At 71.6% G+C, this 23904-nt stretch carries 17 protein-coding genes; 7 read left to right on the top strand and 10 right to left on the bottom strand.

The genetic code is table 11. The features are described from left to right. Positions 1 to 291: 291 nt before the first annotated feature. On the bottom strand, positions 292 to 1851 hold the full coding sequence (locus tag POL25_RS14620) for a WGR domain-containing protein (RefSeq protein ID WP_272086618.1): 1560 nt from the start codon (positions 1849 to 1851) through the stop codon (positions 292 to 294). Positions 1852 to 2054: 203 nt separating this feature from the next. Here POL25_RS14620 and POL25_RS14615 point away from each other — a divergent pair, with 203 nt between their 5' ends. Beyond that, positions 2055 to 2459, top strand: coding sequence for a DUF1987 domain-containing protein (locus POL25_RS14615; protein WP_272086617.1), 405 nt, complete (start codon positions 2055 to 2057; stop codon positions 2457 to 2459). A 241-nt stretch (positions 2460 to 2700) separates the two neighbouring features. On the opposite strand, the gene POL25_RS14610 is transcribed toward POL25_RS14615, so the two are convergent. After that, positions 2701 to 3240: a hypothetical protein gene (locus POL25_RS14610; RefSeq protein ID WP_272086616.1), complete on the bottom strand. Its 540-nt coding sequence runs from the start codon at positions 3238 to 3240 to the stop codon at positions 2701 to 2703. After that, positions 3233 to 3556, bottom strand: coding sequence for a hypothetical protein (locus tag POL25_RS14605; RefSeq protein WP_272086615.1), 324 nt, complete (start codon positions 3554 to 3556; stop codon positions 3233 to 3235). The genes POL25_RS14610 and POL25_RS14605 overlap by 8 nt, the downstream gene beginning before the upstream one ends. 101 nt (positions 3557 to 3657) lie before the next feature. Between POL25_RS14605 and POL25_RS14600 the strand changes: the two genes are divergently transcribed. Beyond that, complete coding sequence (locus POL25_RS14600; RefSeq protein ID WP_272086614.1) at positions 3658 to 4584, top strand: hypothetical protein; 927 nt, start codon at positions 3658 to 3660, stop codon at positions 4582 to 4584. A gap of 66 nt (positions 4585 to 4650) precedes the next feature. On the opposite strand, the gene POL25_RS44315 is transcribed toward POL25_RS14600, so the two are convergent. Both POL25_RS44315 and POL25_RS14590 read right to left on the bottom strand, forming a co-directional pair. Beyond that, positions 4651 to 5652 (bottom strand): ABC transporter permease, encoded by a 1002-nt coding sequence (locus POL25_RS44315; RefSeq protein ID WP_272086613.1) that lies wholly within the window; start codon positions 5650 to 5652, stop codon positions 4651 to 4653. Beyond that, positions 5639 to 6433 carry an ABC transporter ATP-binding protein gene (locus POL25_RS14590; RefSeq protein WP_272086612.1) on the bottom strand — a complete coding sequence of 265 codons (795 nt, stop codon included), beginning with the start codon at positions 6431 to 6433 and terminating at the stop codon, positions 5639 to 5641. Before POL25_RS14590 ends, POL25_RS44315 begins: the two co-directional genes overlap by 14 nt. Positions 6434 to 6686: 253 nt before the next feature. On the opposite strand from POL25_RS14590, the gene POL25_RS14585 reads away from it, so the two are divergent. Beyond that, positions 6687 to 7175 (top strand): host attachment protein, encoded by a 489-nt coding sequence (locus tag POL25_RS14585; RefSeq protein ID WP_272086611.1) that lies wholly within the window; start codon positions 6687 to 6689, stop codon positions 7173 to 7175. Between the two features lie 492 nt (positions 7176 to 7667). Here POL25_RS14585 and POL25_RS14580 read toward each other — a convergent pair whose 3' ends face one another. Then, positions 7668 to 12764 (bottom strand): protein kinase domain-containing protein, encoded by a 5097-nt coding sequence (locus POL25_RS14580; protein ID WP_272086610.1) that lies wholly within the window; start codon positions 12762 to 12764, stop codon positions 7668 to 7670. A gap of 53 nt (positions 12765 to 12817) precedes the next feature. Between POL25_RS14580 and POL25_RS14575 the strand changes: the two genes are divergently transcribed. Then, on the top strand, positions 12818 to 13960 hold the full coding sequence (locus POL25_RS14575) for a saccharopine dehydrogenase family protein (RefSeq protein WP_272086609.1): 1143 nt from the start codon (positions 12818 to 12820) through the stop codon (positions 13958 to 13960). Between the two features lie 160 nt (positions 13961 to 14120). Here the strand turns inward: POL25_RS14575 and POL25_RS14570 are convergent, their stop codons facing one another. Further along, on the bottom strand, positions 14121 to 14468 hold the full coding sequence (locus POL25_RS14570; protein ID WP_272086608.1) for a BP74-related protein: 348 nt from the start codon (positions 14466 to 14468) through the stop codon (positions 14121 to 14123). A 526-nt stretch (positions 14469 to 14994) separates the two neighbouring features. On the opposite strand from POL25_RS14570, the gene POL25_RS14565 reads away from it, so the two are divergent. Further along, positions 14995 to 15825, top strand: coding sequence for a hypothetical protein (locus POL25_RS14565; RefSeq protein ID WP_272086607.1), 831 nt, complete (start codon positions 14995 to 14997; stop codon positions 15823 to 15825). A gap of 12 nt (positions 15826 to 15837) precedes the next feature. Here the strand turns inward: POL25_RS14565 and POL25_RS14560 are convergent, their stop codons facing one another. Beyond that, positions 15838 to 16803 carry an NAD(P)H-binding protein gene (locus POL25_RS14560; protein ID WP_272086606.1) on the bottom strand — a complete coding sequence of 322 codons (966 nt, stop codon included), beginning with the start codon at positions 16801 to 16803 and terminating at the stop codon, positions 15838 to 15840. 474 nt (positions 16804 to 17277) lie between these two features. Between POL25_RS14560 and POL25_RS14555 the strand changes: the two genes are divergently transcribed. Then, a complete protein-coding gene (locus POL25_RS14555; RefSeq protein WP_272086605.1) occupies positions 17278 to 18273 on the top strand; it encodes an ornithine cyclodeaminase family protein in 996 nt (331 codons plus the stop codon). Between the two features lie 21 nt (positions 18274 to 18294). Here the strand turns inward: POL25_RS14555 and POL25_RS14550 are convergent, their stop codons facing one another. Together POL25_RS14550 and POL25_RS14545 are read right to left on the bottom strand one after the other, a co-directional pair. After that, entirely contained in the window at positions 18295 to 19413 is a 1119-nt protein-coding gene (locus POL25_RS14550; RefSeq protein WP_272086604.1) for an AAA family ATPase, read from the bottom strand. A 31-nt stretch (positions 19414 to 19444) separates the two neighbouring features. Beyond that, positions 19445 to 20239 carry an RNA ligase family protein gene (locus POL25_RS14545; RefSeq protein WP_272086603.1) on the bottom strand — a complete coding sequence of 265 codons (795 nt, stop codon included), beginning with the start codon at positions 20237 to 20239 and terminating at the stop codon, positions 19445 to 19447. 976 nt (positions 20240 to 21215) lie between these two features. Between POL25_RS14545 and POL25_RS14540 the strand changes: the two genes are divergently transcribed. Continuing rightward, complete coding sequence (locus tag POL25_RS14540; protein WP_272086602.1) at positions 21216 to 23546, top strand: DUF4215 domain-containing protein; 2331 nt, start codon at positions 21216 to 21218, stop codon at positions 23544 to 23546. The last annotated feature ends 358 nt before the right edge of the window (positions 23547 to 23904 follow it).

Genomic DNA, 23904 nt, shown 5'->3' with positions numbered 1-23904 from the left:
TGCGCCGCGAGTATACCGGGGCGCCCCCACGCGCGAGCCGTCGCGCCCGCCGCCGGGCCGGCGCTCACGCACGCAGGCGCGGGCGCGTGAGGCGAGAATGAAATGTCCTTCGGGACATGTTTTAAAATGGGCGACGGGCGGGTGTCCGGACCCGGACACCCGCGCGATACGAGGGCCTCGAGAGGCGGTGCACGGCCGAGTGCGACGTGCCCTCGCATCGCTCGGGCACGGCTGTCTCGCTTCGCGTGGCCGCGAGGAGGCGCGCCGCGACTGAACGCGACGCGCACGCGCTCAGGCGCGGACCTTCTTGGCGGTCTTCTTGGCCGGCGCGGCCTTGCTGACCTTCTTGGCCGGCGCGTCCGCGGCGACCTTCTTGGCGGCCTTCTTGGCGACGACCGGACCAGCCGCCTCGCCGGCAGCCGCGGGCGCGATGCGGATCTGGCCGCGCACGCGGTAGAAGCCGCCGCTGCCCGAGAGCTCGAGGCCGTCGACCAGGTAACGCGTGCCGGGGGTCCGGATGTCGCGCGGGAACTGGACGTTGAACTCGGCGTCGAAGCCGGGCGACAGCGGCCGCACGCGGATCTTGCCGCCCTCGTCGACGCACTCGACGAGCACGCCGGCGGCCCCGGCGGCGGCCTGCGGCAGCGCCTGGCCGACGGTGGCGACCTGGACGCTGCGCTCGGCCTTGACGAGCTTGAGGTCAGGGACCTTGCCCTCGCGCGCCTGGGCGATCGCGGCCTCGCTGACGTCGATGCAAGCGAAGGCGCCGTCGCCGGTGACGATGTAGAGCTTGTCGGCGTGGTACTGCATCGACAGCGCCGAGCCGCAGGTGGTGTCGAGCTTCCACAGGCGAGCGCCGGCGCGGTCGAAGCAATAGACGGAGGAGGCGTTGTCGCCGGCGAACACGTACTTGCCGCCGGGCGCGGCGGCGCAGGAGAAGACGCTGTCGTCGCACTTGTAGCGCCGGCCCTGGACGCCGGCCTTGGTGAACACCTCGACGTGGTCGGAGCTGGTGCCGGCGTAGACCTCGGTGTCCTCCTGCCAGCCGAACAGGACGCTGCCCTCGGTCTTCTTGGCCCACAGCTTCTTGCCGCTCCAGTCGTAAGCGGTGATGCCGTCGGCGTGGCCGTGGTAGATGCCGGCGCCGTCGCAGCGGACCATCCAGCCGCCGTGGCCGTAGCTCTTCTTGGCCCACAGCTTGTCGCAGTCGTGGTCGAGCACGGTGACCTGGCCGTCGTTGCTGCTGACGGCGAGCGAACCGTCGTGGATGTCGAGCCAGAGGATGTTGACGTCTTCGCTGATCTCGTAGGCCTCGAACGGCTGGCTGCCGCTGAGGTCGTAGACCTTGCCGTCCTGGCAGCCGCAGTACAGCCATTGATCGTCGCGCACGAGGCTCATGACGCCCTCGGGGACCTTCATGCGCCGCACGACCTTGCCCTCGTGGTCGAGCGCGGAGATCTGGCCGTCGTCGTCGCCGACCCAGCAGAGCTCGTCGTCGACGAACACGCCGAAGGCCCGGTCGCCGCTGTCGTAGCGCCACAGCACCGGGGCCCGGGTGGTGCCGGCCTTGGCGGCCTTGGTGGTGGCGACCGGCCGCTCGGTCGTCGCGCGCTTCTTGCGGACGCCCTGGACCGCCTGCGCGTAGCCCTTCTTGAGCTTGCCCTGAATGGCCTTTTGAGCCTCCTTCAAAGCCTCGGCCGGGGTCGCGTAGCTCTTGCTCTGGGCCTGCCCGGCGTCGCCGATCCGCCCGTAGCGGATGTCGACCTGCTTGCCGTTGACCACGACCTCGTAAAACTTGTGCGAGCCGCCGCCCTCCTCGGAAAGCTCGAGATACGTCCGCTCTTCGCTCATCACGTGCTCCTGGGTCCATGCCGAAGGTACACCGTCGGTCCACGCCGGCGGCTGGCGGGCCCGCGCGCGCAGGCGCGCCTCCGTAGGCGCACTTCCGCAGATTTGGAGGCGGGGAACCCCTCGGTTGGGGGCTCTTGCCCCGAGCTGGGCGATCGGAGATGGTGGCGCGAAGGAGGGGTCTTTTGCTCGCAGAACGCCTTTACATGCCAGCCCAGGTCGGGAGCAATCCCACCCCGCGTGTCGACTTCGACGGCGAGTTGGGGCTTCTACGCCTCGAGGGCGAGAGCCACCCCGAAGAGGCAGCGCTGTTCTACGCGCCGCTGATCCTGTGGCTCGACGCGCTGATCGTGATGCCCCCGGCGTCGGTGGTGCTCGAGCTGCGCCTGACGTACTTCAACGCGGCGACGCGTCCGCAGCTGGTGGCGCTGCTGCGCCGCCTGAAGAAATGGACCCTCCGCGGCGCTGCAGTCCGTGCGACCTGGTACGTCGACCCGGGCGACGAAGACATGGTCGACGTGGCCGGCGACCTGGCCGCAATGTCAGGCCTGGCGATCCGCGTGGCCAATACGGCGATCGAAGAGACGCCGATGCTCGACATCGCGGTGTGACCGCGATCGTCGAGACGATGCGAGGAGTCGTGGGCGCGTCCGCGGCTCGCTGCGTGCTCCGGCGAGGTTTGAAGCTCACCTGGATCTGAATCACGGCCCGGTCGCTCCGATGTAATCCGACGAGTCACGCCGATCTGAAGCCTGCATTTAGAATCTGCAGGAGGTCGAATACGAAGCGTTCTGGAACGCATCGGCGCGAGCGGTAGGCCAGACGATGTTTGCGCCGTCGGACCGGTACGTATCACGCCAGCGTGCCGTGGTACGCGATCGACCGGCTGTATCGTTCGCGCAGCCCGGCGACCGGCTCGTGGCTGGCCGCCAGCTCGAGGGCCCACAGGGCGTGCGGGGGCGCGAGGCACAGCGCGGCGGCCATCGCCGAGGTGCGCAGCAGCAGCAGCGGCGCTTGCAGAGCGCGAGCCAGCAGCACGCGCAGCTCGGGCGAGGGGTCGTGGTGTTCGAGCAGGCACAGGCGGCGCAGCGCCGGCATTGCGGCGATCGTCGTCGGGTCGGCGATCGTGGCCAGCAGCGTCGCGCGGTCGACGGGCGCAAGCGCCTGGACGATGTCGTCATGCATGTCCCCGTCGACGACGGCGAGGCGCTCACCGACGATGTGATGATCGACCAGCCGCACGCTCGCCGCGTCGCCGCGCATCCAGATCGTGCGGGTGCGAGTGTGCTTCCGCGTCGCCTCCTCCTCGAGCGTGAGGCCGAGGGCGCGCAGGCGGGCGACGATCTCGGCGCGCGCGAGGGTTGGGTCGGGGATCAGGCGAACTTCAGGCATCGTCGTCTTCCGCTTTCTCGAGGTCCTCGTGGCCGTACGTGTCGCCGTACATGTCGGGCGGCTCACCGTGCTCGTCGACCGCCGGCGGCGCGAGGCCCTCGGTGATGAAGCCCTCGAGTTGCTCGCGCAGATGCGCGTCGTCGCTGGCCGCGCCGAACTCCTCGACCAGGAACTGCCAGTTGTACTGCAGCGCCGCGTTGATGGCTGCCAGCGCCTCGGGGCCACCGGCGGCGAAGGCGGCGCGGGCGAGCCGGCCGACCTCGCCGATGTCGTCGAGGGCCACGCCGAGCGCCGCGCTGACGAGGGCACCGCGCATGCCGGGGACGGTCTCGTTGGCCAGCGCCGCGGCGAGCCGGTCGGCGTCCAGGAACAGGAACCCGTGGATCGCGGCGGCTCTGCGCCGGCACCCTCGCTGCCATGGAGGGTCAGATACAGCGCGTCGCCGGGTTCCTCGGCGTCGAAGCTCCTCTCGCGTGCGTGCATTACGGACCGTCCGCGGTCGAGGGGAACTGTGGGACCTGGAACGCTTGCACCCGAGCGAGCGGCGTCTTTGCCACCAGCGGCTCGATCTTCCATGAACTCGTCCATGCTGTTCGACAGAGTCAGGGCGGTGGCGGGGCGGTCGGCACCTGGTTGTTCGAGGAAGGGCTCGCCGAGTTGTTGTCCGGGTACCGCTGGCACCCGTTCTCCGCGCGGCTAGAACCGAGCGAGAGCGAGCGTGGGCCCGCTTTGCTGGCTGACTTTCCTCGCGGCGAGGATAAGTTCGTGCCCGGAGACTACGCCATCGCCGGACACTTCGCATCATGGCTGCGGGCCAATTACGGCGACGCGTCCCTGGTGGCGTTCTTCAACGATCCGCGATACCTCGGCGGCGAGGCATATGGCGAAGCATTCCTCAGTCACTTCGGGCTCTCGATCGAGGATGCCGACAGCGCTTGGCGGGCGTCGGGGCTCAAGGAGTATTCCTGGTCGGAGACTTGCGACCCTGCTTATATGCTGACATGGGAGGGATCGGCGCTGGAATTCACGGACAGGGTCGATTGCAACGCCGCATCGACCTTCGGCCCACGCGATTACGGCTTCGTGACGCTTCGAAGCTATTGTTTCACGGTCGCGCAGGCCGGAACATTGCGGGTCGAGTTCATCGCGGGTGGCGGGAGGGTCGATCTCTTTCCCGTGGACTGCGTCGACACAGGGGAGCTCCCGCCCGAGTCGTACGACTACAAATCACTGGGCTACGGCGACATCTTGGAGCTGGCCTTTGCGGCATGCACGTGGGAGGTCGCGGTCGACGGTGTCGCTGGGCTCACGCGGGACTTCACGCTGCGTCTGACGCAGCGATGACGTCGCAGGCGGCCTCGCGGACGAGGCCGCGAGCATCCGCTCGGATTCATCCTGCGGCCGTGGGCCTCACGCGTGCTCGGCGGTGAGCCCGCGGCCTTCGCGGATCTTCCGCTCGAGCGCGCCGAACACCAGGCCGTCGACGAGCACGCCGAGCAGCATGACGACGAGCATCCAGGCGAGCAGGCCCTCGGCGTCGCTGAGCTCGCGCGAGAACTGCAGGCGCACGCCGATCGACGGGGCGTGGCCGATGATGACGAGCAGCTCGCCGGCCATGAGGCTGCGCCAGGCGAACGCCCAGCCCTGCTTGAGGCCGGCGACGAAGCCGGGCAGGGCGGCGGGGATGATGATGTGGCGGTACAGCGCGAAGCCGCGGGCGCCCATGACCTTGCCGGCGCGGACCAGCAGCGGCGGGACCTGGTCGGTGCTGGTGAGCAGGCCGATGGCGATCGACGGCGCCGCGCCGAGCACCACGACCGCGAGGATCGCCGCCTCGCTGAGCTGGAACAGCAAGATCGCCAGCGGGAACCACGCCACGCTCGGCATCGTCTGCAGGCCGGTCAGCAGTGAGCCCGCGGCGGTGCGCAGGACCTTCACCCGCGCGAGCACGAGGCCGAGGCTGACCCCGGCGACCAGCGCGATCGCGTAGCCGATCACCGCCCGCTTCATCGTGATCGCCGCGGCCACGCCGATGTCGCCGGCCAGCAGGTCGGTCCACAGCCGGCCGAGCACCGCGCCCGGGCCCGGCAGCACGTACTCGGGCCGCCAGCCGCTCAGCACCACCAGCTCCCACACCACCAGGGCCATCGCCACCGCGGTCAGCTTGGGCCAGGCGCTGGACCACAGCGCGCGCCCGCGGCCGGGCCGGTCGCCGGGGCCGGGGCTGTCGTGCGAGGGGTCGCCGACGGCGGCGCGCAGGCCGGCGCGCAGCGGGTCCTCGGCCTCTGTCCGTTCGGGCATGTCGATCAGGACATGTCCCTCACGACCGGTGGCCCCGCCGTCGTCGCCGCCGGGCACGGCGTGCAGGTGCGCGCGGGCCAGGGGGTCGCCGGCGAGCTCACGCTGCGGCACGGGCGGCCTCGAGCAGGCGGTCGGTGATCGTGCGGGCGAGGCGGGCGACCTCGGGCGACTCGATGCGGCGCGGGCGGTCGAGGTCGACCTGGTACTCGGCGACGAGCCGACCTGGCCGCGAGGACAGGAGCAGGACGCGGTCGCCGAGGCGCACGGCCTCGCGGACGTTGTGGGTGACGAACACGACGGTGAGGCCGGTCTTCTGCCACAGGGTCTCGAGCTCGCTGTGGAGGTGGTCGCGCATCATGGCGTCGAGGGCGGCGAACGGCTCGTCCATCAGCAGCAGCTCGGCCTGCTGGGCGAGGGCGCGGGCGAGGGCGACGCGCTGCTTCATGCCGCCCGAAAGCTCGTGCGGGCGCCGCTTGGCGAACTTGTCGAGGTGGACGAGGTGCAGCAGCTCGGCGACCCGCGCGGCCCGGGCCTTGCGCGACAGGCCCTGCATCTGCAGCGGGAAGGCGACGTTCTCCTCGACGCTGAGCCAGGGGAATAGCGCCGACTCCTGGAACATCAGAGCGGGGCGCTCGCCGGCGACGGTGACCTTGCCGGCCGAGGGCGTGTCGAGCCCGGCGACGAGGTTCAGCATGGTCGACTTGCCGCAGCCGGAGGCCCCGACGACGCACACGAATTCGCCCTTCTTCACGGCGAAGGACATCGTGTCGAGCGCCACGACCGCGTCGCCGCCGGCGCCGTGGCGCTTGGTGACGCCGTCAAGGCGCAGCGCGACCGGGGCAGGCGAGGGGCTCAGGACGGACAGCGGGGCGTGCGGCAGGACGGCGCTCATCGGTTCCTCGGACTCTTCAGGCGTACAATATGCTGAACGGGTCGTCAATCCACGGAACTCCGGCCAGATCCGTGAAATCTGCCGCGCCAGCCCGCCAGCGGGCCCTGACAGCCCGTAGAGCCTGCTTGGGGGCGAGGCTGCCGCCGGCTGCATTCACCAGGATGTCGGCAAATCCGCTCCGGTGGCGCGGCGACGCTCCAGGTTGGAATTTTTCGGTTGGCCTCACGAGGCTTCCCCGATCAGGGTTTTTGACATGAAGCCCCACACTCCTACCTGGATCGTCCTCATGGACGGCTCGCGTAGCCGGATCCTGGTGCAGGAAGCACCCGGCGCCGCGCTGACCCGGCCGTTCGGCGACGGATTCACGAGCGGGCGAGAGCTCAACCATGAGGTCGGTGAAGACCGCCCAGGCCGCTCGCGCGGGTCCGCGGGCGCCGCCCGCCACACGTTCGAGCCGCGCAGCAACCCGCACGACAAGGCCGAGGTCGAGTTCAGCGGCCAGATCGCCGCGTTCGTCGACCGCGGCGTCGGCGACCGCCGCGTCCAGCGAGTGATCCTCGTCGCCCCGCCGCGTGCGCTCGGCGACCTGCGTCGAGCGCTGTCGCCGCGCGCGTACGCGCGGGTGCATGTCGAGATCGGCCACGACTGGCTCGACCTGACCGACGACGAGGTGGTCCGCCGCCTCGGTGACGCGCTGCACAGCCCGCTGTACTGCGCCTCGCCCTCGTCGATGGCGAGCTGATCGTTCGCGCGGTGGGCCACGCCCGAATGGGCATGACCCGAGATGGAGCCCGGTAACAACCCTCTTCTGATGTGCGCGGGAGCGGCCAGATTCGATCGCATCCCGCGTGCGCCCCTTTTAAAGAAGGGCTCAAAAGGGGGCGCGGGACGATGTGCCAGTGGCTGGGTTCGCATCGACGGGGCGCGGATTCATCTGTCCGTTCGGACATGTGACAGCGGCGGTCGCGGCGCCGATCGTCTTGATCGCGCATGTCCCTCGGGACATGTGATTGCGGGACACGGCGTCGTTCGACATGAATGTCCTTTGGGACAGGTTAGATCGGCGCGTCGGGGTGATTTGACCCCGGGGATGTTCCGATAGTCCAGGTCGGGGTGCTCCCTTCGGATCTTGCGCGCATGGCTGGGCGCGCATTCATGCGCTGCAGGGGTCGAGCGGGCGATCGCGCGACATGTCCCGGAGGACATGTCGCTCCGCGACCTGTCCCTGCGGACATCAGCCGATCGGCAGCTCGAGCGTGAACGCCGAGCCGCGGCCGGGCTCGCTGGCGGCGGTGAGGCTGCCGCCCATCGCCTCGGCCAGGCGGCGGCAGATCGTGAGGCCGAGGCCGACGCCCTCGAAGCGGCGCGTCGCCGAGGTGTCGGCCTGGACGAACGGCTCGAACACCGTCGCCAGCTCGGAAGGGCTCATGCCGATGCCGGTGTCCTCGACGACGAAGCGGACCTGCTTGCCGGCCCGCGCGGCGCGCAGGGTCACGTCGCCCTGCGCGGTGAACTTGGCGGCGTTGCCGAGCAGGTTGACGAGGATCTGGCGCACCAGCGTGGGGTCGCCGAGCATGACGCCGAGGTCGTCGGGCCAGTCGCGGACCAGCCGGTTGTCGGCGCGGCTCAGGTCGGGCGTGGCCATGCTGACGACGTCACCGAGCAGCCCGGCGACGTCGATCGGCTCGCGGACCGGCTCGATCCGCCCCGCCTCGATCTTGGTCAGGTCGAGGATGTCGCGCACGATCGCCAGCAGGTGCCCGCCGGCCCGGCGGATCTTGTCGAGGTCGGCGAGCATGCCCTCGAGCCCCTGGTCACCTGCCTCTTCGGACAGCATCTCACAGTAGCCGAGGATCGCGTTGAGCGGGGTCCGCAGCTCGTGGCTCATGTTGGCGAGGAAGCGCGACTTGGCCTCGCTGGCGGCCTCGGCGGCCTTGCGCGAGTCCTCGAGGCGGCCGAACAGCAGCGCGCGGTCGATGGCGATCGCGGCCTGGACGGCGAGCAGGCGCAGGGTCTCGCTGCGGTCGGGGCTGAAGGCGGAGGCGACCAGGTTGTTCTCGAGGTAGAGCACGCCGAGGCGCTCGCCGCCGTGGACCAGCGGGGCGGCCAGCAGCGAGCGCGGGCGGACGCGGCGGACGTACGGATCGGTGGCGAAGCGGGCGTCGTCCTCGGCGTCGTCGACGACCAGCGGGCGGCCGCTGCGGTGGGCGAGGATCGCCGCGGCGGCGGGCACGACGGCGAGCTCGGCCAGCGGGACGTCGCCGAGCGGCACGTGGTGGTCGCCCTCGGCGACGTACAGGTGCGCGCCGACCAGCCCGGCCCCGCGCGCCAGCAGCAGCACGCCGCGCTCGGCCCCGCTGTCCTCGACCACGAGGCGCATCACCGCGGCCAGCAGTCGTGGCAGCTCGAGCTCGTCGGCGAACACCTGCGTGGCCTTGAACAGGGTCGCGAAGTCGAGGTGCTGGCCGGCGCGGCTGAGCGTCGACTCGGAGGTCGAGGTCCGCGAGGGCGCGTCGGTGACGCGGCCCGGCAGCGAGGCCTCGAGGTCGAGGTCGTGGCCGCGGCGGTCGAGGCCGGCGTGGCTGAGGTCGAGCGCGCGGACCTTGGCCAGCGCGCCCCAGCGCAGGTAGGCCCGGCGGGCGCGGCGGAGGTAGACGTGCTGGGCGTCGCGCAGGCCGGCGGCGGCGAAGTGATGGGCCGCGACCTCGCAGGCCACGCCCTCGTCGTGCGGGCGCGCGTGGCGGACCGCGGCCGCCAGCGCGGCCTCGTAGCGCTGCAGGGCCCCCGCGCCGTCGCCGGCGACGCGGTGCTGCTCGGCGCGCACGAGGTGGGCGCGGGCCTCGAAGTTGGCCGGGCAGCCGCGGCTCCAGGCCTCGAGCTTGTCGGCGGCCGACTGCAGCGCGCGACGCAGCCGCAGCCCGGCGAGCGGGCCGGAGCCGGGGCCGCGGCGGGCCAGCAGCAGGGCACGGAAGCACACGTGGTCGGCGTAGATCGGCGCCTGGCCCAGCTCGCGGGCGGCGCGGGGCTCGGCGTTGTCGCTGTCGACCATGCCCTCGTCGATGCGGCCGAACATGAAGTGCAGCATCTCGCCCTGGACCGCGCGCGACAGCGTGACCATGTAGTCGGCCTCGCGCGCCGGGTCGACCGCGCCGACCTCGAGGTACACCCCCGTCAGCGCGCCGAACACCGCCGCCGCCGACTGCAGGTGCGAGACGGCGCTGCCGACGTGGGCCGTTCGCGCGTGCGCGAGCCCGGTCTCGAGGTCCTGTCGCACCTGCTCCAGCGGGCTGCCGGCCTGCATGCGCGTGCTGACCAGCGTGCTGGCGCACAGGCTCGCGTACATCAATTGCCCCGAGTCGAGGCCGGCCTGCAGGCCCTCGCGCAAGATCGGCAGCGAGCGGCTGAACGAGTGCCGCCACGGCTGGATCATCGCCCCGTAGAGGAACTTGACCACCGCCTCGACGCCGCGGTCCGGGTAGCGCGCCAGCACCTCGAGGGCGAAGCGGCCGTAGTCGTCGGCGATCTTGGCGTCGCGCTGGACGATCGACAGCATCATGCCGTAGCTCAGGAACTGCGCGGCCGACAGGCTCGACGTGCCGTGCTCGAGCGACAGCCGGGTCGCCCGCATCGTCATCGCCATCATCGTCATCATGTCGAACTGATAGACCGCGCCGATGATGACGAAGTAGATCCGCAGCGCCAGCTTGACCGTCGGGTCGCGCAGCGGCGGCAGGTCGGCCAGGATCGCCGTCGAGCGCCCGCCGATCGCCGACTTGGTGCGCATGAACTCGACCATCACCCCGGGCAGGCCGGTGCGGCGCGGGCACTCGAAGCCGATCGCGCGCAGGCCGACGATGCCGCGGTCGACGCAGGCCTCGAGGCGGCCGAGGTGGAGGTCGAGCGTGGCCCACAGCTCGGAAGCCAGCGCCTGCTCGCGGGGCTCGCGGGCCCGCCCCAGCAAGGTCGTCAGGATCGCCTCGGCGGCGGTGTGATCGCCGGACAGGAACAGGCCCTCGGCGCGCAGCAGGTCGAGCGCGAACGCGGTCTGCGGGGCTTCGGCGGCGATCGGGGCCAGCAGCGCGGCGCCGGCGGTGGCGTAGGCGGCGGTGGCGGCGAAGGCCCCCGAGGCCCGGGCCTGGCGCGCGGCCGCAAGATCGATGGCGGCCAGGGCTTGGCGCTCGCCGGCGTCCTCGACCTGGTCGACGGCGGCGTTGAAGTGATCGGCGATCTCGAACAGCCGCGGGTGCCGCTCGTCGACCGCTTCGCCGCCGCGCAGGCGCCGGCCGAGCGCGAGGTGGATCGCGGCCCGCTCGCTGGCCGCCAGCTGCGACGCGACGGCCTGCTGCACGCGGTCGTGGAAGAACCGCCAGCGCCCGCCGCGGGCCACGATCAGGCCCGAGCCCGCGGCCTCGACCAGCGCCGTCGTCACCTCGGCCTCGGGGCGGCCGGCCAGGTCGGCCAGCAGCGCGGCGTCGAACTCGTCGCCGACGCAGGCGGCCCGGCCCAGCGCCTCGCGCGTCGCCTGTCCCAAAGCACGTGTCCGATCGACCATGACCGAAACGACATCCGCGGACACCGCGGCGCCGGCGATCGCGGCCTGGTCCCACACGAAGCAGGCGCGCTCGGTGTCGAAGGCGATCAGGTCGTGGTGGGCCAGGTCGCGCAGGTACTCGCCGACCAGCAGCGGCACGCCGCCGGTGCGGTCGTGGACCAGCGCGGCCAGCGAGGCGACGTCGGCCGGGGCGCGGCGGAGGGCGTCGGCGACCAGCGCCGCGGTGTCGTCGGCGGTCAGCGGCCGCAGGTCGACGCGACGCGACACGTGGTCGAGCGCCTCCAGGGTCGACTGCAGCTGCGGCGACACGGCCTCGTCGCGCAGCGTGGCGATCACCAGCAGGCCGGGCGGGCTGTCGGCGGTCAGCAGCGCGACCAGCAGCTCGAGCGAGGCGGAGTCGGCCCACTGCAGGTCGTCGAGCAGCAGCACCAGCGGCGCCGACGGCTCGGCGAAGGCGCGGAGGAACGCGCGCACGGCCCGGTGCAGCCGGCCCTTGGCGGCCCCGGCCGAGTCACCATCGGCCGCGGCCGCGCCAGCGCGAGGCAGCGCCGGCTTCAGCTCGGGCAGCAACGTCAGCAGCGCGCCGGCGAGGCGGCCGAGCCCGCGCTCGAGCGCGAGCGAGCGGCGGGCCAGGCCCTCGTCGGAGTCGGCGAGCATGGCCTCGACGAGCTGCACGAACGCGGCCCGCAGCGCGCTGTAGGGGCGATCGCGGCGCAATTGCTCGAACTTGCCGGCGACCAGGCGGCCGCCGCGGCCGGCGATCTCGCGGTCGAGCTCGTGGACCAGCGCCGACTTGCCGATGCCCGGCGGGCCGGCGACCAGCACCAGCTCGGCGCCCTGGCCGACCCGCGCGTAGGCGCTCGACAGCTCGCTCGCCGCCGCCTCGCGCCCGTACAGCCGCGCCGGCAGCTCGAACCGCACCGGCGCGTCGCGGCGGGCCAGCTCGAACTGCGCCGGCACCTCGCCGATCCGTACGCGCTCGCGGCAGCGCTCGAGGTCGTGACGCAGGCCGCTGGCGCTCTGGTAGCGGTCGTCGGCCTGCTTGGCCAGCAGCTTGAGGACGATGTCCGAGAGCACCTCCGGGACCCCGGCTGCCAGCTCGCCGGGCGGACGCGGCGCGCGGGCGATGTGGCCGTGGACCAGCTCGACCGGGTCGTGGGCGGCGAACGGCGGCGCCCCGGTCAGCATCTCGTAGAAGGTCGCGCCGAGCGAATACAGGTCGCTGCGCGAGTCGACCGGCCGGTTCATGCGCCCGGTCTGCTCCGGGGCGATGTACGCCAGCGTGCCCTCGAGCACCCGCGGCGGGCTGGCGACCGCGAGCTCGCGCGGCACCTCCGAGGCGATGCCGAAGTCGATGACCTGCACCTGGCCCGCGTGGTCGACCAGGATGTTGCGCGGCTTGATGTCCTTGTGAAGCACGCCGCCGCGGTGCACCCCGTCGAGGATGTCGGCCAGCTGGACCGCGAGGTCGAAGAACTCGAGCAGCGACAGCGGCGCGCGGCGCAGCCGGGCGTCGAGCGTGTTGCCCCCGAAATCGAGCAGCACCAGCCGCAGCTCGCCGTCCTCCTCCTCCAGCGCCCGCGCCCGCACCACCCCCGGCAGGTCCAGGCGTTGCAAGATCTCGTACTCGCGGCGCAGCCGGGCCCGCTCGTTCGGGTCGCTGCGCGCCGCCGGCAGCCGCTTCAGCACCACCGGGCGGTTGTCTGTGGTGTCGAGCGCCCGATCGAGGGAGAACACGGCCCCGTCGTGCAGGTGTTCGACGACGAGGTAGTGGCTCACGGCGGACGAGTGTATCGCCAGGTCGCGCGCGAGAAACAAGGTATCCTCGCCCGGTGACGCCGCCCGCTGCATCCGCGAGAGACTGGGACATCACCGTGTTCGGCGCGACCGGCTTCGTCGGCCGTCTGTGCGCCGCCTACCTCGCCGCCCACGCGCCCCCCGAGGTGCGTCTCGCGGTCGCAGGGCGCTCGCGCGACAAGCTCGCCGCGGTCGCCGCGGAGCTCGGGCGTGAGGTCGGGATCGTCGTCGCCGACACCGACGACCCCGCCGCGCTCGCGCGCATGGCGGCCAGCTCGCGCGTGATCCTAACGACCGTCGGTCCCTACGTGCGCTACGGCGAACCAGTGGTGCGCGCGTGCGTCGAGCAGGGTGCCGACTACCTCGACCTCACCGGCGAGCCCGCCTTCGTCGAAAGCATCATCGCCGCGTACGACGCCGCGGCGCGGGCCCGCGGCGTGCTCGTGCTGCCGTGTTGCGGCTTCGACAGCATCCCCACCGACCTCGGCGTGTTGTGGACCACGCGCGCCCTCCCGCAGGGCCGGCCGCTGACGATCGCCGGCTATCTCGAGGGCCGCGGCAGCTTCTCCGGCGGCACGCTCGCGTCCGCGCTCGGCGTGCTCGGCGCCCCGACCCCTTCACGCAAGCCGCGGAGCGGCGCTCCGAGCGGACGCAAGCGAGCCGCGATCCACTACCAGCGCGAGCTCGGCCGCTGGGCGGTGCCGATGCCGACCATCGACCCGCAGATCGCTCGCCGCTCGGCCCGGCTGCGCGGCGACTACGGGCCCGAGTTCAGCTACGCGCACTACGTGGCGATGCCGCGGCTCTACCACGTCGGCCTGGCGATCGCGGGCGCCGGGGCGCTGGTCGGCGCGGCCAAGATCGGCCCGCTGCGCCGCCTGCTGTCGCGCATGCACCCGCCCGGCAGCGGCCCCGCGCCCGAGGTGCGGGCCAAGAGCTGGTTCAAGGTGACCTTCGTCGGCCGCGCCGGCGACGACCCGCCGGTGATCGCCGAGGTCTCCGGCGGCGACCCGGGCTACGACGAGACGGCCAAGATGGCCGGCGAGACGGCGCTGTGCCTGGTGTTACAACGAGACATGTGCAAAGAGACAGGTGGCGTGTCGACCACGGCGGCCGCCTGCGGCGAGCTGCTCATCGAGCGCCTGCAGGCCGCCGGCCTGCGCTTCGTCGTGCGCTGAGCGCGGGGCGAAATGACGAGCGCCGGCCCCGAGCGCCGGCGTGTGATTGCCGCCATTCACGAGCGCCGTTCGGCGGTCATGCCAATGGCGCCACCTTGCGATCAGGCGCAATGCGCCGCGCCGCCCTGCGACCGCAGGGCGACGATCACGGCGAATGCCGCTACCCCGGCTTGACCTCGTCGACCAGCCGCGACGACCACGGGCACCAGTGCCCGCCGGGCAGGAAGGCGCCGCCGGCCTCGTCGAGGTGATCCTCGAGGTATTGCATGCTCGAGTCGCACACTTCGATCGCCATGTCGAAGAAATCGATGGTGTTCGAGTCCAGGTGGAACGACCAGCCCGGGTTGTAGGGCACAGGCCGCTTGATGATGCGCCCGTGGATGTGGATCCGCTGGGTCTCCTCGCCGCTGAGGATCCGCCGCGCATGCGCAATCTTGGCCTCGTCGTTGAGCTCGATCACGAAGCGCGGCTGGCCATTGGTGTCGGTGAAGCGAAAATAGGCTGCCATGGTCTGTTTTCCGGTCTCCGCGGCCCACGCGATCACGCCCCGCCGGCGACGGCCGCAAGACCGCCGGCAGAGATGGGAGCCCGAAGGTGACCGACCTAGGGCCGGGTTGCAAGGCATGATTTCGCAAACAGCGGTTTCACGTCGTCCCCGATCTCGCGACAAAATGCGCGTCTTGAAGAGACATCGCGGTTCGCGAGGGGGCCCAAAGGCCGCGTGGGCAAGATCCCCCGAATGGCAAGGATCGCCCAATCGCACGTGCGAGCGATCGGTGGGGAAGGACGATGTGGAATACGCCGATCGATCACGGGTCAATGGCATGACGGCGAATGTGCGGTCAGCTGCCACCGGGCCGCGATCGACGCCGAACGAGGATCGTGGCTGCGACCGGTTCGCGGACGAGGCGCGACCGGCCTTCTCTGCGCGCGCCCTGTGGCCGAGCCTGCCGGACGCGCGGAGCTGCGCTTGCGTCCTGCGGCCCGGGTGTCAAGGTCACCGCGTCGCGCCGGGCGCGACCTGCGAGGACCCCATGCTTCGACGGGCAGCCATCATCGTGTCGATCGCGCTGGCTGCTTGCGACGCGGACGAGGCGGTCCCGAGCCCCGCGACGCCGGAGCAGGCCGAGCCGGCGGCACAGGCCGCGCCGGCGACGCAGCCGGGCGTGCTGGCCGAGCTCGACCTCGGCGGCGGCCACGTGGTGCTGTTCGAGGAGCTCGAGCCCGGGCTCATCAGCGTGGTCGAGCGCGGCAGCGTCGACGACCCCGAGCGCGCGGTGACGCCGGAGCTGATGCGCGAGGGCGCGGCCGAGGTGTGGTCGAGGCTGGCGCCCGGCCGCGAACCACCGCCCGCGCTCGCCGCGGCGCTCGACCGCCAGGCCGAGCGCGAGGTCGAGGAGGTGTCACCGTCGCCGAAGCCGGTCTCGCCGCCGACGCTGCCGGTCGCCACGGTCTCGCCGACGCGCGACGACTGGGAGCAGCAGTGGTTCAAGACCACTTTTTGTACCCGCCCCGAGCGCAGCCATTGCACGCAGGGCTGGGAGTGGGCCGAATCGACGTCGGACATGAACTCCGGCGAATACGAGGCGGTCGCCATGCAGGGCCGCGAGGGCACCGGCGACGCCACGTTCACCACCGATTGGTGGAAATGCCGCCGCACCTGCGAGCTCTTCGACTGCGACCTCGAGTGCTGGTGGGAGCGCGGCTCGACCGACACGATCAAGCCCGGCACATGGGTCGGTCGCCACTACGACAACGACCCGGGCCTCAGGCTCACCGGCGGGACTACCTACAAGGCCGAGATCCAGGGCGCCAGCGGTGCGCTGGTCAGCCTGCGCACGCTGTGGGAGCCCTGGCACGAATGAGCGCGGGGCGGGCTAGGAGCCGTGCGTCGCCAGCACGCGCTCGACCACGCCCCACGGGCCGCGCACCGGGACGCCCTCGCGCGCCTCGGCATCCAGCGCTCGCTTCGCGGCCTCGGCGAAGGGCAGCCGCACGGGGTGACCGATGCGGCGCCAGTAATCGTCGTTGCGGGCCAGCAGGTCGTGCGTCAGACCGACGACGATGTTGCGGGCCACCGACCATTCGGCGCGGGTGACGAAGCGGACCCACAGCGACGACAGGCGCGGCGAAAGCAGCGGGACGTCGAGCGAGCGCGGGCGCCCGTGGCCCATCGCGCGGGCGACCTCCTCGAGGATCTGCTTGCCCGTGAGCACGTCGGGGCCGGGGATGTCGAACCACGCGCTGCCGGCCTGCTCAAGCGCCAGCGCCTGCACTAGCGCGACCACGACGTCGTCGATCGCCACCGGCTCGGTGCGCGAGCGGAGCCAGCGCGGCAGCACCATCACCGGCAGGCGCGCGGCCAGGTCGCGGACCACCAGCCAGCTCAGGCTGCCGTGGCCGACGATCATGCTGGCGCGCAGCTCGATCGCCGGGACCGGGCCGGCGCGCAGCGCCTCACCGACCTCGAGCCGGCTCTGCAAATGCTCGGACGGCTCGTCGCCGGGCGCGACCCCGCCGAGGTAGACGATGCGCCGCATCGAAGGGACCTCCGCGGCAGCGGCGGCGAAGGTCTGCGCCGCTGCCAGCTCGCGCCGGCGAAAGTCGGCGCCCTCGCCGATCGCGTGGACCAGGTAGAGCGCCGCGTCGCAATCGGCCAGCGCGCGGGCGCAGACGGCAGGGTCGCCGACGTCGCCCTGGACCCACTCGATCTCCGGCCAGCGATCGCGCGCGCGGCGGACGTCACGGCTGAGCCCGCGGACCTGCCAGCCCGCGCGCAGCAACGCCGGCCGAACCGCGCGGCCGACGAACCCAGTGGCGCCGGTGAGGAGGATCCGGGGCATCGCAGGATGCATAGCACGCACCCGCCGGCGCGCCCGGCCCGGCGCTCCCGCGGGGCCACGATCCGGCGCTGGCCTGGCGAACGCGAGCGAGCAGATGGGTCGCACGTCGGCTGTCGTGGGCTCGGTTGCAGGTGTAAGCGCGAGGCTTCACTTGCACGGCGCGGGCTCGCGGCCTGGCGAGCGCTGCGGGCCGCTCGCGGTCAGCCGCTCGTTCGCTGGTGGTGACCCCGACGACCGTGCCGCGCGCCAGATGCTGCTGCGATTGAGTCTTCGTCACACCCACGGCCAATGTCATCCCCGACCGGGGTCATGCATCCGTCGCATCACCGCGGACCCCGACGGGCAAACCGGCGAATCGCCGGGCTCGCTGTCACGATCGGGCGGTCTCGCCCCTCGCGCTCGCGCGCCTGCACGTTCGCAGGCGCTTGTGCGCGCCGCGGCCGCGTGCGACCGTCGCGCCGCAGCATGACCACGGTGATTCTTACGCAACGCGAGATCCGCCAGCTCCTGCCGATGGCGGAATGCATCGAGCAGATGGCCGAGGTGTTGACCGCGCTCGCGCGCGACGAGGCGACCAGCCCGCTGCGCTGGGGCATGCGGCTCGCCGGCGGAGCGATCCTCGGCATGATGCCGGCGGCGCTGCAATCGCGGCAGGCGCTCGGGCTCAAGATCGTCGCCGTGTTCCCGAGCAATCACGGCACCCCGTTCGATTCGCATCAGGGCCTCGTGACCCTGTTCGACGCCGACACCGGCGCGCCGCGGGCGATCCTCGACGCCACCGAGGTCACCGCGATCCGCACCGCCGCGGTCTCGGCGGTGGCGACCCGCGCCCTGGCCCGGGAGGGCGCCGACGAGCTGGCGATCCTCGGCGCCGGCACGCAGGCATGGACCCACCTCGAGGCGATGCAGTGCGTGCGACCGATCCGCCGCGTGCGGGTCTTCAGCGCCACGCCGGCCAACCGCGAGGCGTTCGCGCGCCAGGCCCGGCAGCGGTTCCCGCTCGAGGTGCGCGCCGTCGGCTCGGCGCGCGAGGCGGTCGACGGCGCGGCGATCGTGTGCACCACCACTTCCTCGCGCGAGCCGGTGCTGTACGGCGAGTGGCTGGCCCCGGGCACCCACGTGAACGCGGTCGGCGCCTGCGTGCCCGCGGCCCGCGAGCTCGACGCCCGCGCCGTCGCCCGCGCGCGGCTCTACGTCGACCGCTGCGAATCGGCGCTGGCGGAGTCGGGTGATTTCTTGCTCGCGCGCGCCGAGGGGATCATCGACGACGGCCACATCCTCGGCGAGCTCGGCGAGCTGCTGTGCGGCGCGTGCGAGGGCCGACGCAGCGACGCCGACATCACCCTCTTCAAATCGCTCGGCCTCGGGGTCGAGGACGTGGCCGTCGCCCATTATCTGCACGGTCGCGCGCTCGCGACCGGCGTCGGCGTGCAGGTCGACCTCGGCGGCCGCCGTCGTCTCGGCGATTGAGGGCCGCGCGCCGCGACGCGCTCAATCGCCTTGCAAGATCCACTCGACCTGATGCGCCTCGGTCAGGTCGGGCGGCTCCCAGCGCCCCAGCATGCGCTCGATCGCCGCCAGCGGCACCTGGGCCTCGCGCTCGCGGTTCTGACGCAGCACCCGGCGATACGGCGTGTCGAGGAACACGACCCGCACGCGCGCCCCGTAATCGGTGCACAGATCGATCAGGCGCCCGCGCAGCTCGCGGCTCAGGTTGGTCGCGTTCCACACGAACGACTGCCCGCGGCGCAGGTACTCGCGGGCTTGCTCGCGCGCGGCCTGGATCACCGCGTGCTGCGGCCCCGTCGGCGACAGGTCGAGCTCCTCGCGCAGCGCGTCGAGCGAGATCACCGGCAGGTCGAGGTTGTGCGCGATCCAGTGATCCTTGCCGCTGCCGGGCAGGCCCGACATCAAGACGACCTCGCAGCGGGTGTCGTCGTGCACCGCGAAGCGCGGGTCGCGATCCTCGCTGCGAAAGTACACGAATCGCGTGTGCGCGCTCGGGAACGTCCACGGCTGGTCGAGGCATTCGTGCTCGGCGCAGAAATCGACGAACAGGTCGATGTTGTCGAGCAGTCGCTGCGGGTCGCGGCAGATCCGTCCGAGCGCGTCGGCGCGGGTCAGCAGGGCCAGGTGGTCGCAGCGGACCGTCTGGCTGATCTGCGCCGCGCGCCGGCGGGCGTCGTCCTGGTCGATGAGGAAGAACGGGATCTGATGGGTCCGCACCAGCGCGGCGATCCGCTCGCGCACGAGCGGATCGACGCCCATCTTCCAAAGCATCGCGCGGACCATCAGCGCCCCGCGCGGCGAGTGACCGGGCTGGCGGATCCGCCCGTCCTCGATGCGCGTGCACACCGGCTTGGCGATGTCGTGGAGCAGCGCTGACGCGAACACCACCTCGCGGTCGGCGGGCGCGAGCGCTTGCCAGCCGGGCAGGTCGACCAGCGCCTCGCACACCATCTTGGTGTGCGTCCAGACGTCGCCCTCGGCGTGGTGCTCCGGGTCTTGCGGGCACGCGGCCATCGGCGCGATCCACGGCTCCCACAAGCTGTCCCAGGGGACAGCCGTCGAGATCGCCGGATCGGCGGGGCAGGGATAGGGAAGCAGCATGGCGAGGTCCTCCGTCGACGCGCCGTGGGCCTCACGCGGGGGCCCACAGGTCGACGTCGTCGGCGAGTTGGTTGGGGACGATCGGGCGGTCGAGCCAGTGGCTGCCGCTGTCGAGGATCGCGTTGAGGAAGCTGGCGCGGACCCACTTGAGGCGAGCGGTGACGCGGCCCTCCTCCTCGACCTTGATGTAGAGGCCCTCCATGTCGTCGAAGCCGTCGGTCTCGGCGATCACCTGGGCCTGCGACACCCCGGCCGACGCGCCGGCTGCGGCCAGCCGCTCGCGCCATTGTGGGGTCTTGAACCGCGACGGGCCGGCGTGGCGGGTGATGTCGGCCGGCCGCTCGGGGTGGCCCTCCCACAGCACCGCGACCGAGACCACCGGCAGGCCGCGCAGCAGCTCGCGGCGGCGCGCGGTCGACAGGAACTCGCCGGTCTCGCGGTCGAAGATGTCGAACTCCATGAAGTAGTGGGGCAGCGCGTCGTAGAAGCAGGTGTGCTTGGCGTACATCCATTCGCCGTACATCACGAAGCGCTCGCCGAGGGCCAAATAGAGGTCGTCGACGTGGGTGTTGGCCCAGCGCTTGAGCAGGTCGAAGTGGCGCTCGCGGCCGCCGCCGGTCAGGTAGTGGCCGCGGCTCTGCAGCAGCAGTTGGCCTGAGCCGTCGAAGCTGATGCCGGCGTTGCCGCCGTCCATCTTCTCCTCGACCACGACGAAGCGGCCGCGGAGGTCGCGGAACGGCACCGCGTCGAGGTCGTGGTCGCCGTGCTGGAAGCGCGAGCCCTCGAGGTGCTGCGTGCGGGGATATTTTAAAATGGGCGGTGTCATGACGGACGCTCCTTCGCGCCGCCGGCCGCTCCCGCTGGGCCCCCCGGCTGCTCGCTATCGCGTCGACGGCCGCGCGGCCGGGCGGCCACGGAGCATTCGACGAGAGGCCACGAATGGCGACTGCCGGGGACGAGGGAGCGCGCAGGCGCTCAACGGGCCGAGACGGGCATGAGGCGTGACCCCTTGACGGGCGCGCAAGATGCCCCAACTCGCCGTGCCCGTCAAGCGACCACCCCGCGCAGGGCGAGAGCGCCCGTGGAGACAATTGCCGCGGCTGTATAGAATGTTTTTAAGGACATGCGCCAAGAGACATGTTGAAAGAGCCGCGCGGCCTCGCCGTGCTCCGGCGATCTTGCAGCGAGTCGATGGATGGGGCCAGGCGGCCCGGCTCGCCCTCGCCGCCTGATTCGCCGGCTGCTGTGATTGCAATCGTCGGACGCGCAGATCCGCGCCGCGCCTCGATGAGCGGTCGTTCATGTGAGCGATGGACGAGCCCGCCTGCGCCGATCGGCGATCGCCGATCCAGGAGCCGGCGCCTGTCGTGTTTGATAGCCAGCATCGCCGCGGTCCCCTCATCAGCCCGCGGCCCGGGCTCGTGCGAGGGCGAGATGCACGCTCACGGCCGCCGGGCGGCGTGACCCAGCCTGTGCACAGTGGGCCCCGGCCCGCGGACGAGCCGGGCACGCCCAGCCGTCGGCGAGCGCGAGGCCGGCGGCGGCTCCAGGTCCCGTGGGTCTCGCAGCGCGGCTGTTGGCTCGCCGGGGCGTCGCAGCGGTCGAGCGCGTTCGCCTGCACGCGCTCGCGGGGCGGCTCTCGCGGAGCGTCGCCGACGGACGTGCAGTCGCCGCGGATTCGCGGTGCCGCGGTCGTCCGGTCGTGTGCGCGAGCGGGGCGGTCGCGTGCGCCGGTGCACGCCGCAGCCGGCGGCCGCGGGATGGCAGTTGCTTGCCGACGAGCCTGTCGGTAGCGTCGCCCGATGCGATTTCAGACCTCTCTGTGTACGACCTACGCCTTGATCTCGGCGCTCGTGGCGATCCCCGCCTGCAGCGACGACAGCACCACGACCACCGCGCAGCCCGGCACCGAGTCGAGCGGCACCGAGTCCACCACGGCGGATTCGACCACCGCGCCGTCGACCGACACCCTGCCGACGACGACCACGAATGTGCCGACCACCGGCGTCGGCATGACCGACAGCTCGACGACGGCCGGGACGCTGACCACGTCGACCACCGATTCGCTCACGACCACCGACAGCACGCAGACCGGGCCGGGCACCGCCACCGAGACCGGCACTGACTCGACCACCGCGACGACCACCGGCGAGACCGAGACCGACACCGACACGTCGACCACGACCGGTCACAATTCGGTGTGTGGCGACGGTGTGCTCGAGGGCGGCGAGTCGTGCGACGAGGGGCCCGGCAACGGCCCCGGCAAGGCTTGCAAGGCCGACTGTACGCTCAACGTGTGCGGCGACGGCGATCAGGGCCCGGGCGAGCAGTGCGACTCGGAGGACAGCAACGGCCAGCCCGACGACGACTGCACCGACCTGTGCATGCTCAACGTGTGCGGCGACGGTATCCTCGGACCTGGCGAGGGCTGCGACGACGGCGCCAACAACGGCGACAACAACACCTGCACCTCGATGTGCGAGCCCAACGTGTGCGGCGACGGCCTGATCGGCCCCGGCGAGGCGTGCGACGACGGCAACGCGGTCGACAACGACGCGTGCAGCAACGAGTGCGCGCTGGCGACCTGCGGCGACGGCGAGGTCGCGGCCGAGGAGCAGTGCGACGACGGCAACCAGAGCAACACCGACGCCTGCACCAACTCGTGCACCCAGGCGACCTGCGGCGACGGGTTCATGCAGGAGACCAACCTCGAGGAGTGCGACGCCGGCGAGCTCAACTCCGACCAGAACGACTGCACCTCGAGCTGCCAGGTCAACGAGTGCGGCGACGGCCTCGTCAACCAGAACGGCCAGATGCCCGAGCAGTGTGACCTCGGCGTGGGCAACGGCCCCGGCCAGGCGTGCAACCTCGAGTGCGAGGTCAACGTCTGCGGCGACGGCGACAAGGGCCCCGGCGAGGAGTGCGACGACGGCAACGTCACCGGCGACGACGGCTGCAGCGCGACCTGCTTGCTCGAGTTCTGCGGCAACGCCATCGAGGAGGGCGCCGAGCAGTGCGACGACGGCAAGAACGGCAACCAGGACGACGGCTGCACCGACCAGTGCCTGGTCCCGTTCTGCGGCGACGGCTTCGAGCAGCCGAGCATCGGCGAGCAGTGCGACCTCGCGGCCCAGAACAACGACACCGGCGCGTGCACCCTCGGCTGCAAGGACGCCAAGTGCGGCGACGGCCTGATCTGGGCCGGCACCGAGCAATGCGACGACGGCGCCAACAACGGCAACACCAAGGCGTGCAAGGCCAACTGCACCACCAACGTGTGCGGCGACGGCTTCGTCGGCCCCGGCGAGGCCTGCGACGACGGCAACCAGAGCAACGAGGACAGCTGCACCAACGCCTGCAAGCTGGCGACCTGCGGCGACGGCATCAAGCAGCAGAACGAGCAGTGTGACCTCGGCGCCAACAACAACAACAACGGCGCGTGCACCCTGGCCTGCCTGCTGCCCAAGTGCGGCGACGGCTTCCTCCAGTCCGGCGAGCAGTGCGACGACGGCAACGGCAGCAACGGCGACGCCTGCCTCAACACCTGCAAGACCGCCAAGTGCGGCGACGGTGCGGTGTGGGTCGGCAACGAGGACTGCGACGACGGCAACACCGTCAGCAACGACGGCTGCAACTCGACCTGCAGGCGGCCGAAGCGGGTGTTCCTCACCAGCCAGTCGTGGAGCGGCAACCTCGGCGGCCTGAACGGCGGCGACCAGAAGTGCCAGGCCCGCGCCAACGCGGCCGGCCTCGGCGGCTCGTGGAAGGCCTGGCTCAGCCTCGGCAACCAGAACCCCAACACGCGCTTCGTCAAGTCGCTCCACGGCTACCAGCGCCTCGACAACCTCGAGGTCGCCCAGACCTGGGTCGACCTCACCGACGGCAGCATCGACGTGCCGATCAACCTCACCGAGCTGATGCAGATCAACGACGCCGACGTCTGGACCGGCACCCAGACCAATGGCAACACCGCCAACAAGACCTGCTCGGACTGGGACTCCGGCACGATCCTCAACCAGGGTCGCGAAGGCCAGAGCACCGAGACCAACGGCGACTGGACGATCATCGACCAGGTCGTCGGCGTCGCACAGCTGTGCAACGGTAACAACCGCCTGTATTGCTTCGAGCAATAGAGCCTGAAGGTGACAACGACTTGAGCGCACTCGCTGAACGCGTCAAGTCCGCATGAGAGCCGCGAGTCCCTGGGACTCGCGGCTTCGGCCCTATTTCTGGGAGAGCGGGCGGAGGCGCTGCGCAAGCGTGGAGCAGGCCGGTGTCGGCGTCCGCGCTCTTTGTCTCCGCGGCCTCGGCTTCACCATCGGACGCTGGGGCTGCAGTGATGGGACCGAGCCGGCATGCTGCGAGGCCCAGCATGCACGACTATGACCGCAGCGCCTACCCCGGGCGCGTCCCGTCACACCTTCGCCTCTCGGAGCGGTGTTGCTGTAGCGCCCCAGAGCGTCTCTCGCGACGTTAGTTGTAGGATCGAGC

The organism is Nannocystis bainbridge, from assembly GCF_028368995.1.
Lineage (GTDB): Bacteria > Myxococcota_A > Polyangia > Nannocystales > Nannocystaceae > Nannocystis > Nannocystis bainbridge.
The sequence above is the reverse complement of the archived record's forward strand: the minus strand, read 5'-3'. Positions and strand labels throughout refer to the sequence as shown.

What these genes read in the sequence shown, in the direction of transcription:
- POL25_RS14620 (WP_272086618.1), bottom strand. Translation starts at nt 1,851, where the DNA reads ATGAGCGAAGAGCGGACGTATCTCGAGCTTTCCGAGGAGGGCGGCGGC.
- POL25_RS14615 (WP_272086617.1), top strand. Translation starts at nt 2,055, where the DNA reads ATGCCAGCCCAGGTCGGGAGCAATCCCACCCCGCGTGTCGACTTCGAC.
- POL25_RS14610 (WP_272086616.1), bottom strand. Translation starts at nt 3,240, where the DNA reads ATGCCTGAAGTTCGCCTGATCCCCGACCCAACCCTCGCGCGCGCCGAG.
- POL25_RS14605 (WP_272086615.1), bottom strand. Translation starts at nt 3,556, where the DNA reads ATGCGCGGTGCCCTCGTCAGCGCGGCGCTCGGCGTGGCCCTCGACGAC.
- POL25_RS14600 (WP_272086614.1), top strand. Translation starts at nt 3,658, where the DNA reads ATGGAGGGTCAGATACAGCGCGTCGCCGGGTTCCTCGGCGTCGAAGCT.
- POL25_RS14590 (WP_272086612.1), bottom strand. Translation starts at nt 6,433, where the DNA reads ATGAGCGCCGTCCTGCCGCACGCCCCGCTGTCCGTCCTGAGCCCCTCG.
- POL25_RS14585 (WP_272086611.1), top strand. Translation starts at nt 6,687, where the DNA reads ATGAAGCCCCACACTCCTACCTGGATCGTCCTCATGGACGGCTCGCGT.
- POL25_RS14570 (WP_272086608.1), bottom strand. Translation starts at nt 14,468, where the DNA reads ATGGCAGCCTATTTTCGCTTCACCGACACCAATGGCCAGCCGCGCTTC.
- POL25_RS14565 (WP_272086607.1), top strand. Translation starts at nt 14,995, where the DNA reads ATGCTTCGACGGGCAGCCATCATCGTGTCGATCGCGCTGGCTGCTTGC.
- POL25_RS14560 (WP_272086606.1), bottom strand. Translation starts at nt 16,803, where the DNA reads ATGCCCCGGATCCTCCTCACCGGCGCCACTGGGTTCGTCGGCCGCGCG.
- POL25_RS14550 (WP_272086604.1), bottom strand. Translation starts at nt 19,413, where the DNA reads ATGCTGCTTCCCTATCCCTGCCCCGCCGATCCGGCGATCTCGACGGCT.
- POL25_RS14545 (WP_272086603.1), bottom strand. Translation starts at nt 20,239, where the DNA reads ATGACACCGCCCATTTTAAAATATCCCCGCACGCAGCACCTCGAGGGC.
- POL25_RS14540 (WP_272086602.1), top strand. Translation starts at nt 21,216, where the DNA reads ATGCGATTTCAGACCTCTCTGTGTACGACCTACGCCTTGATCTCGGCG.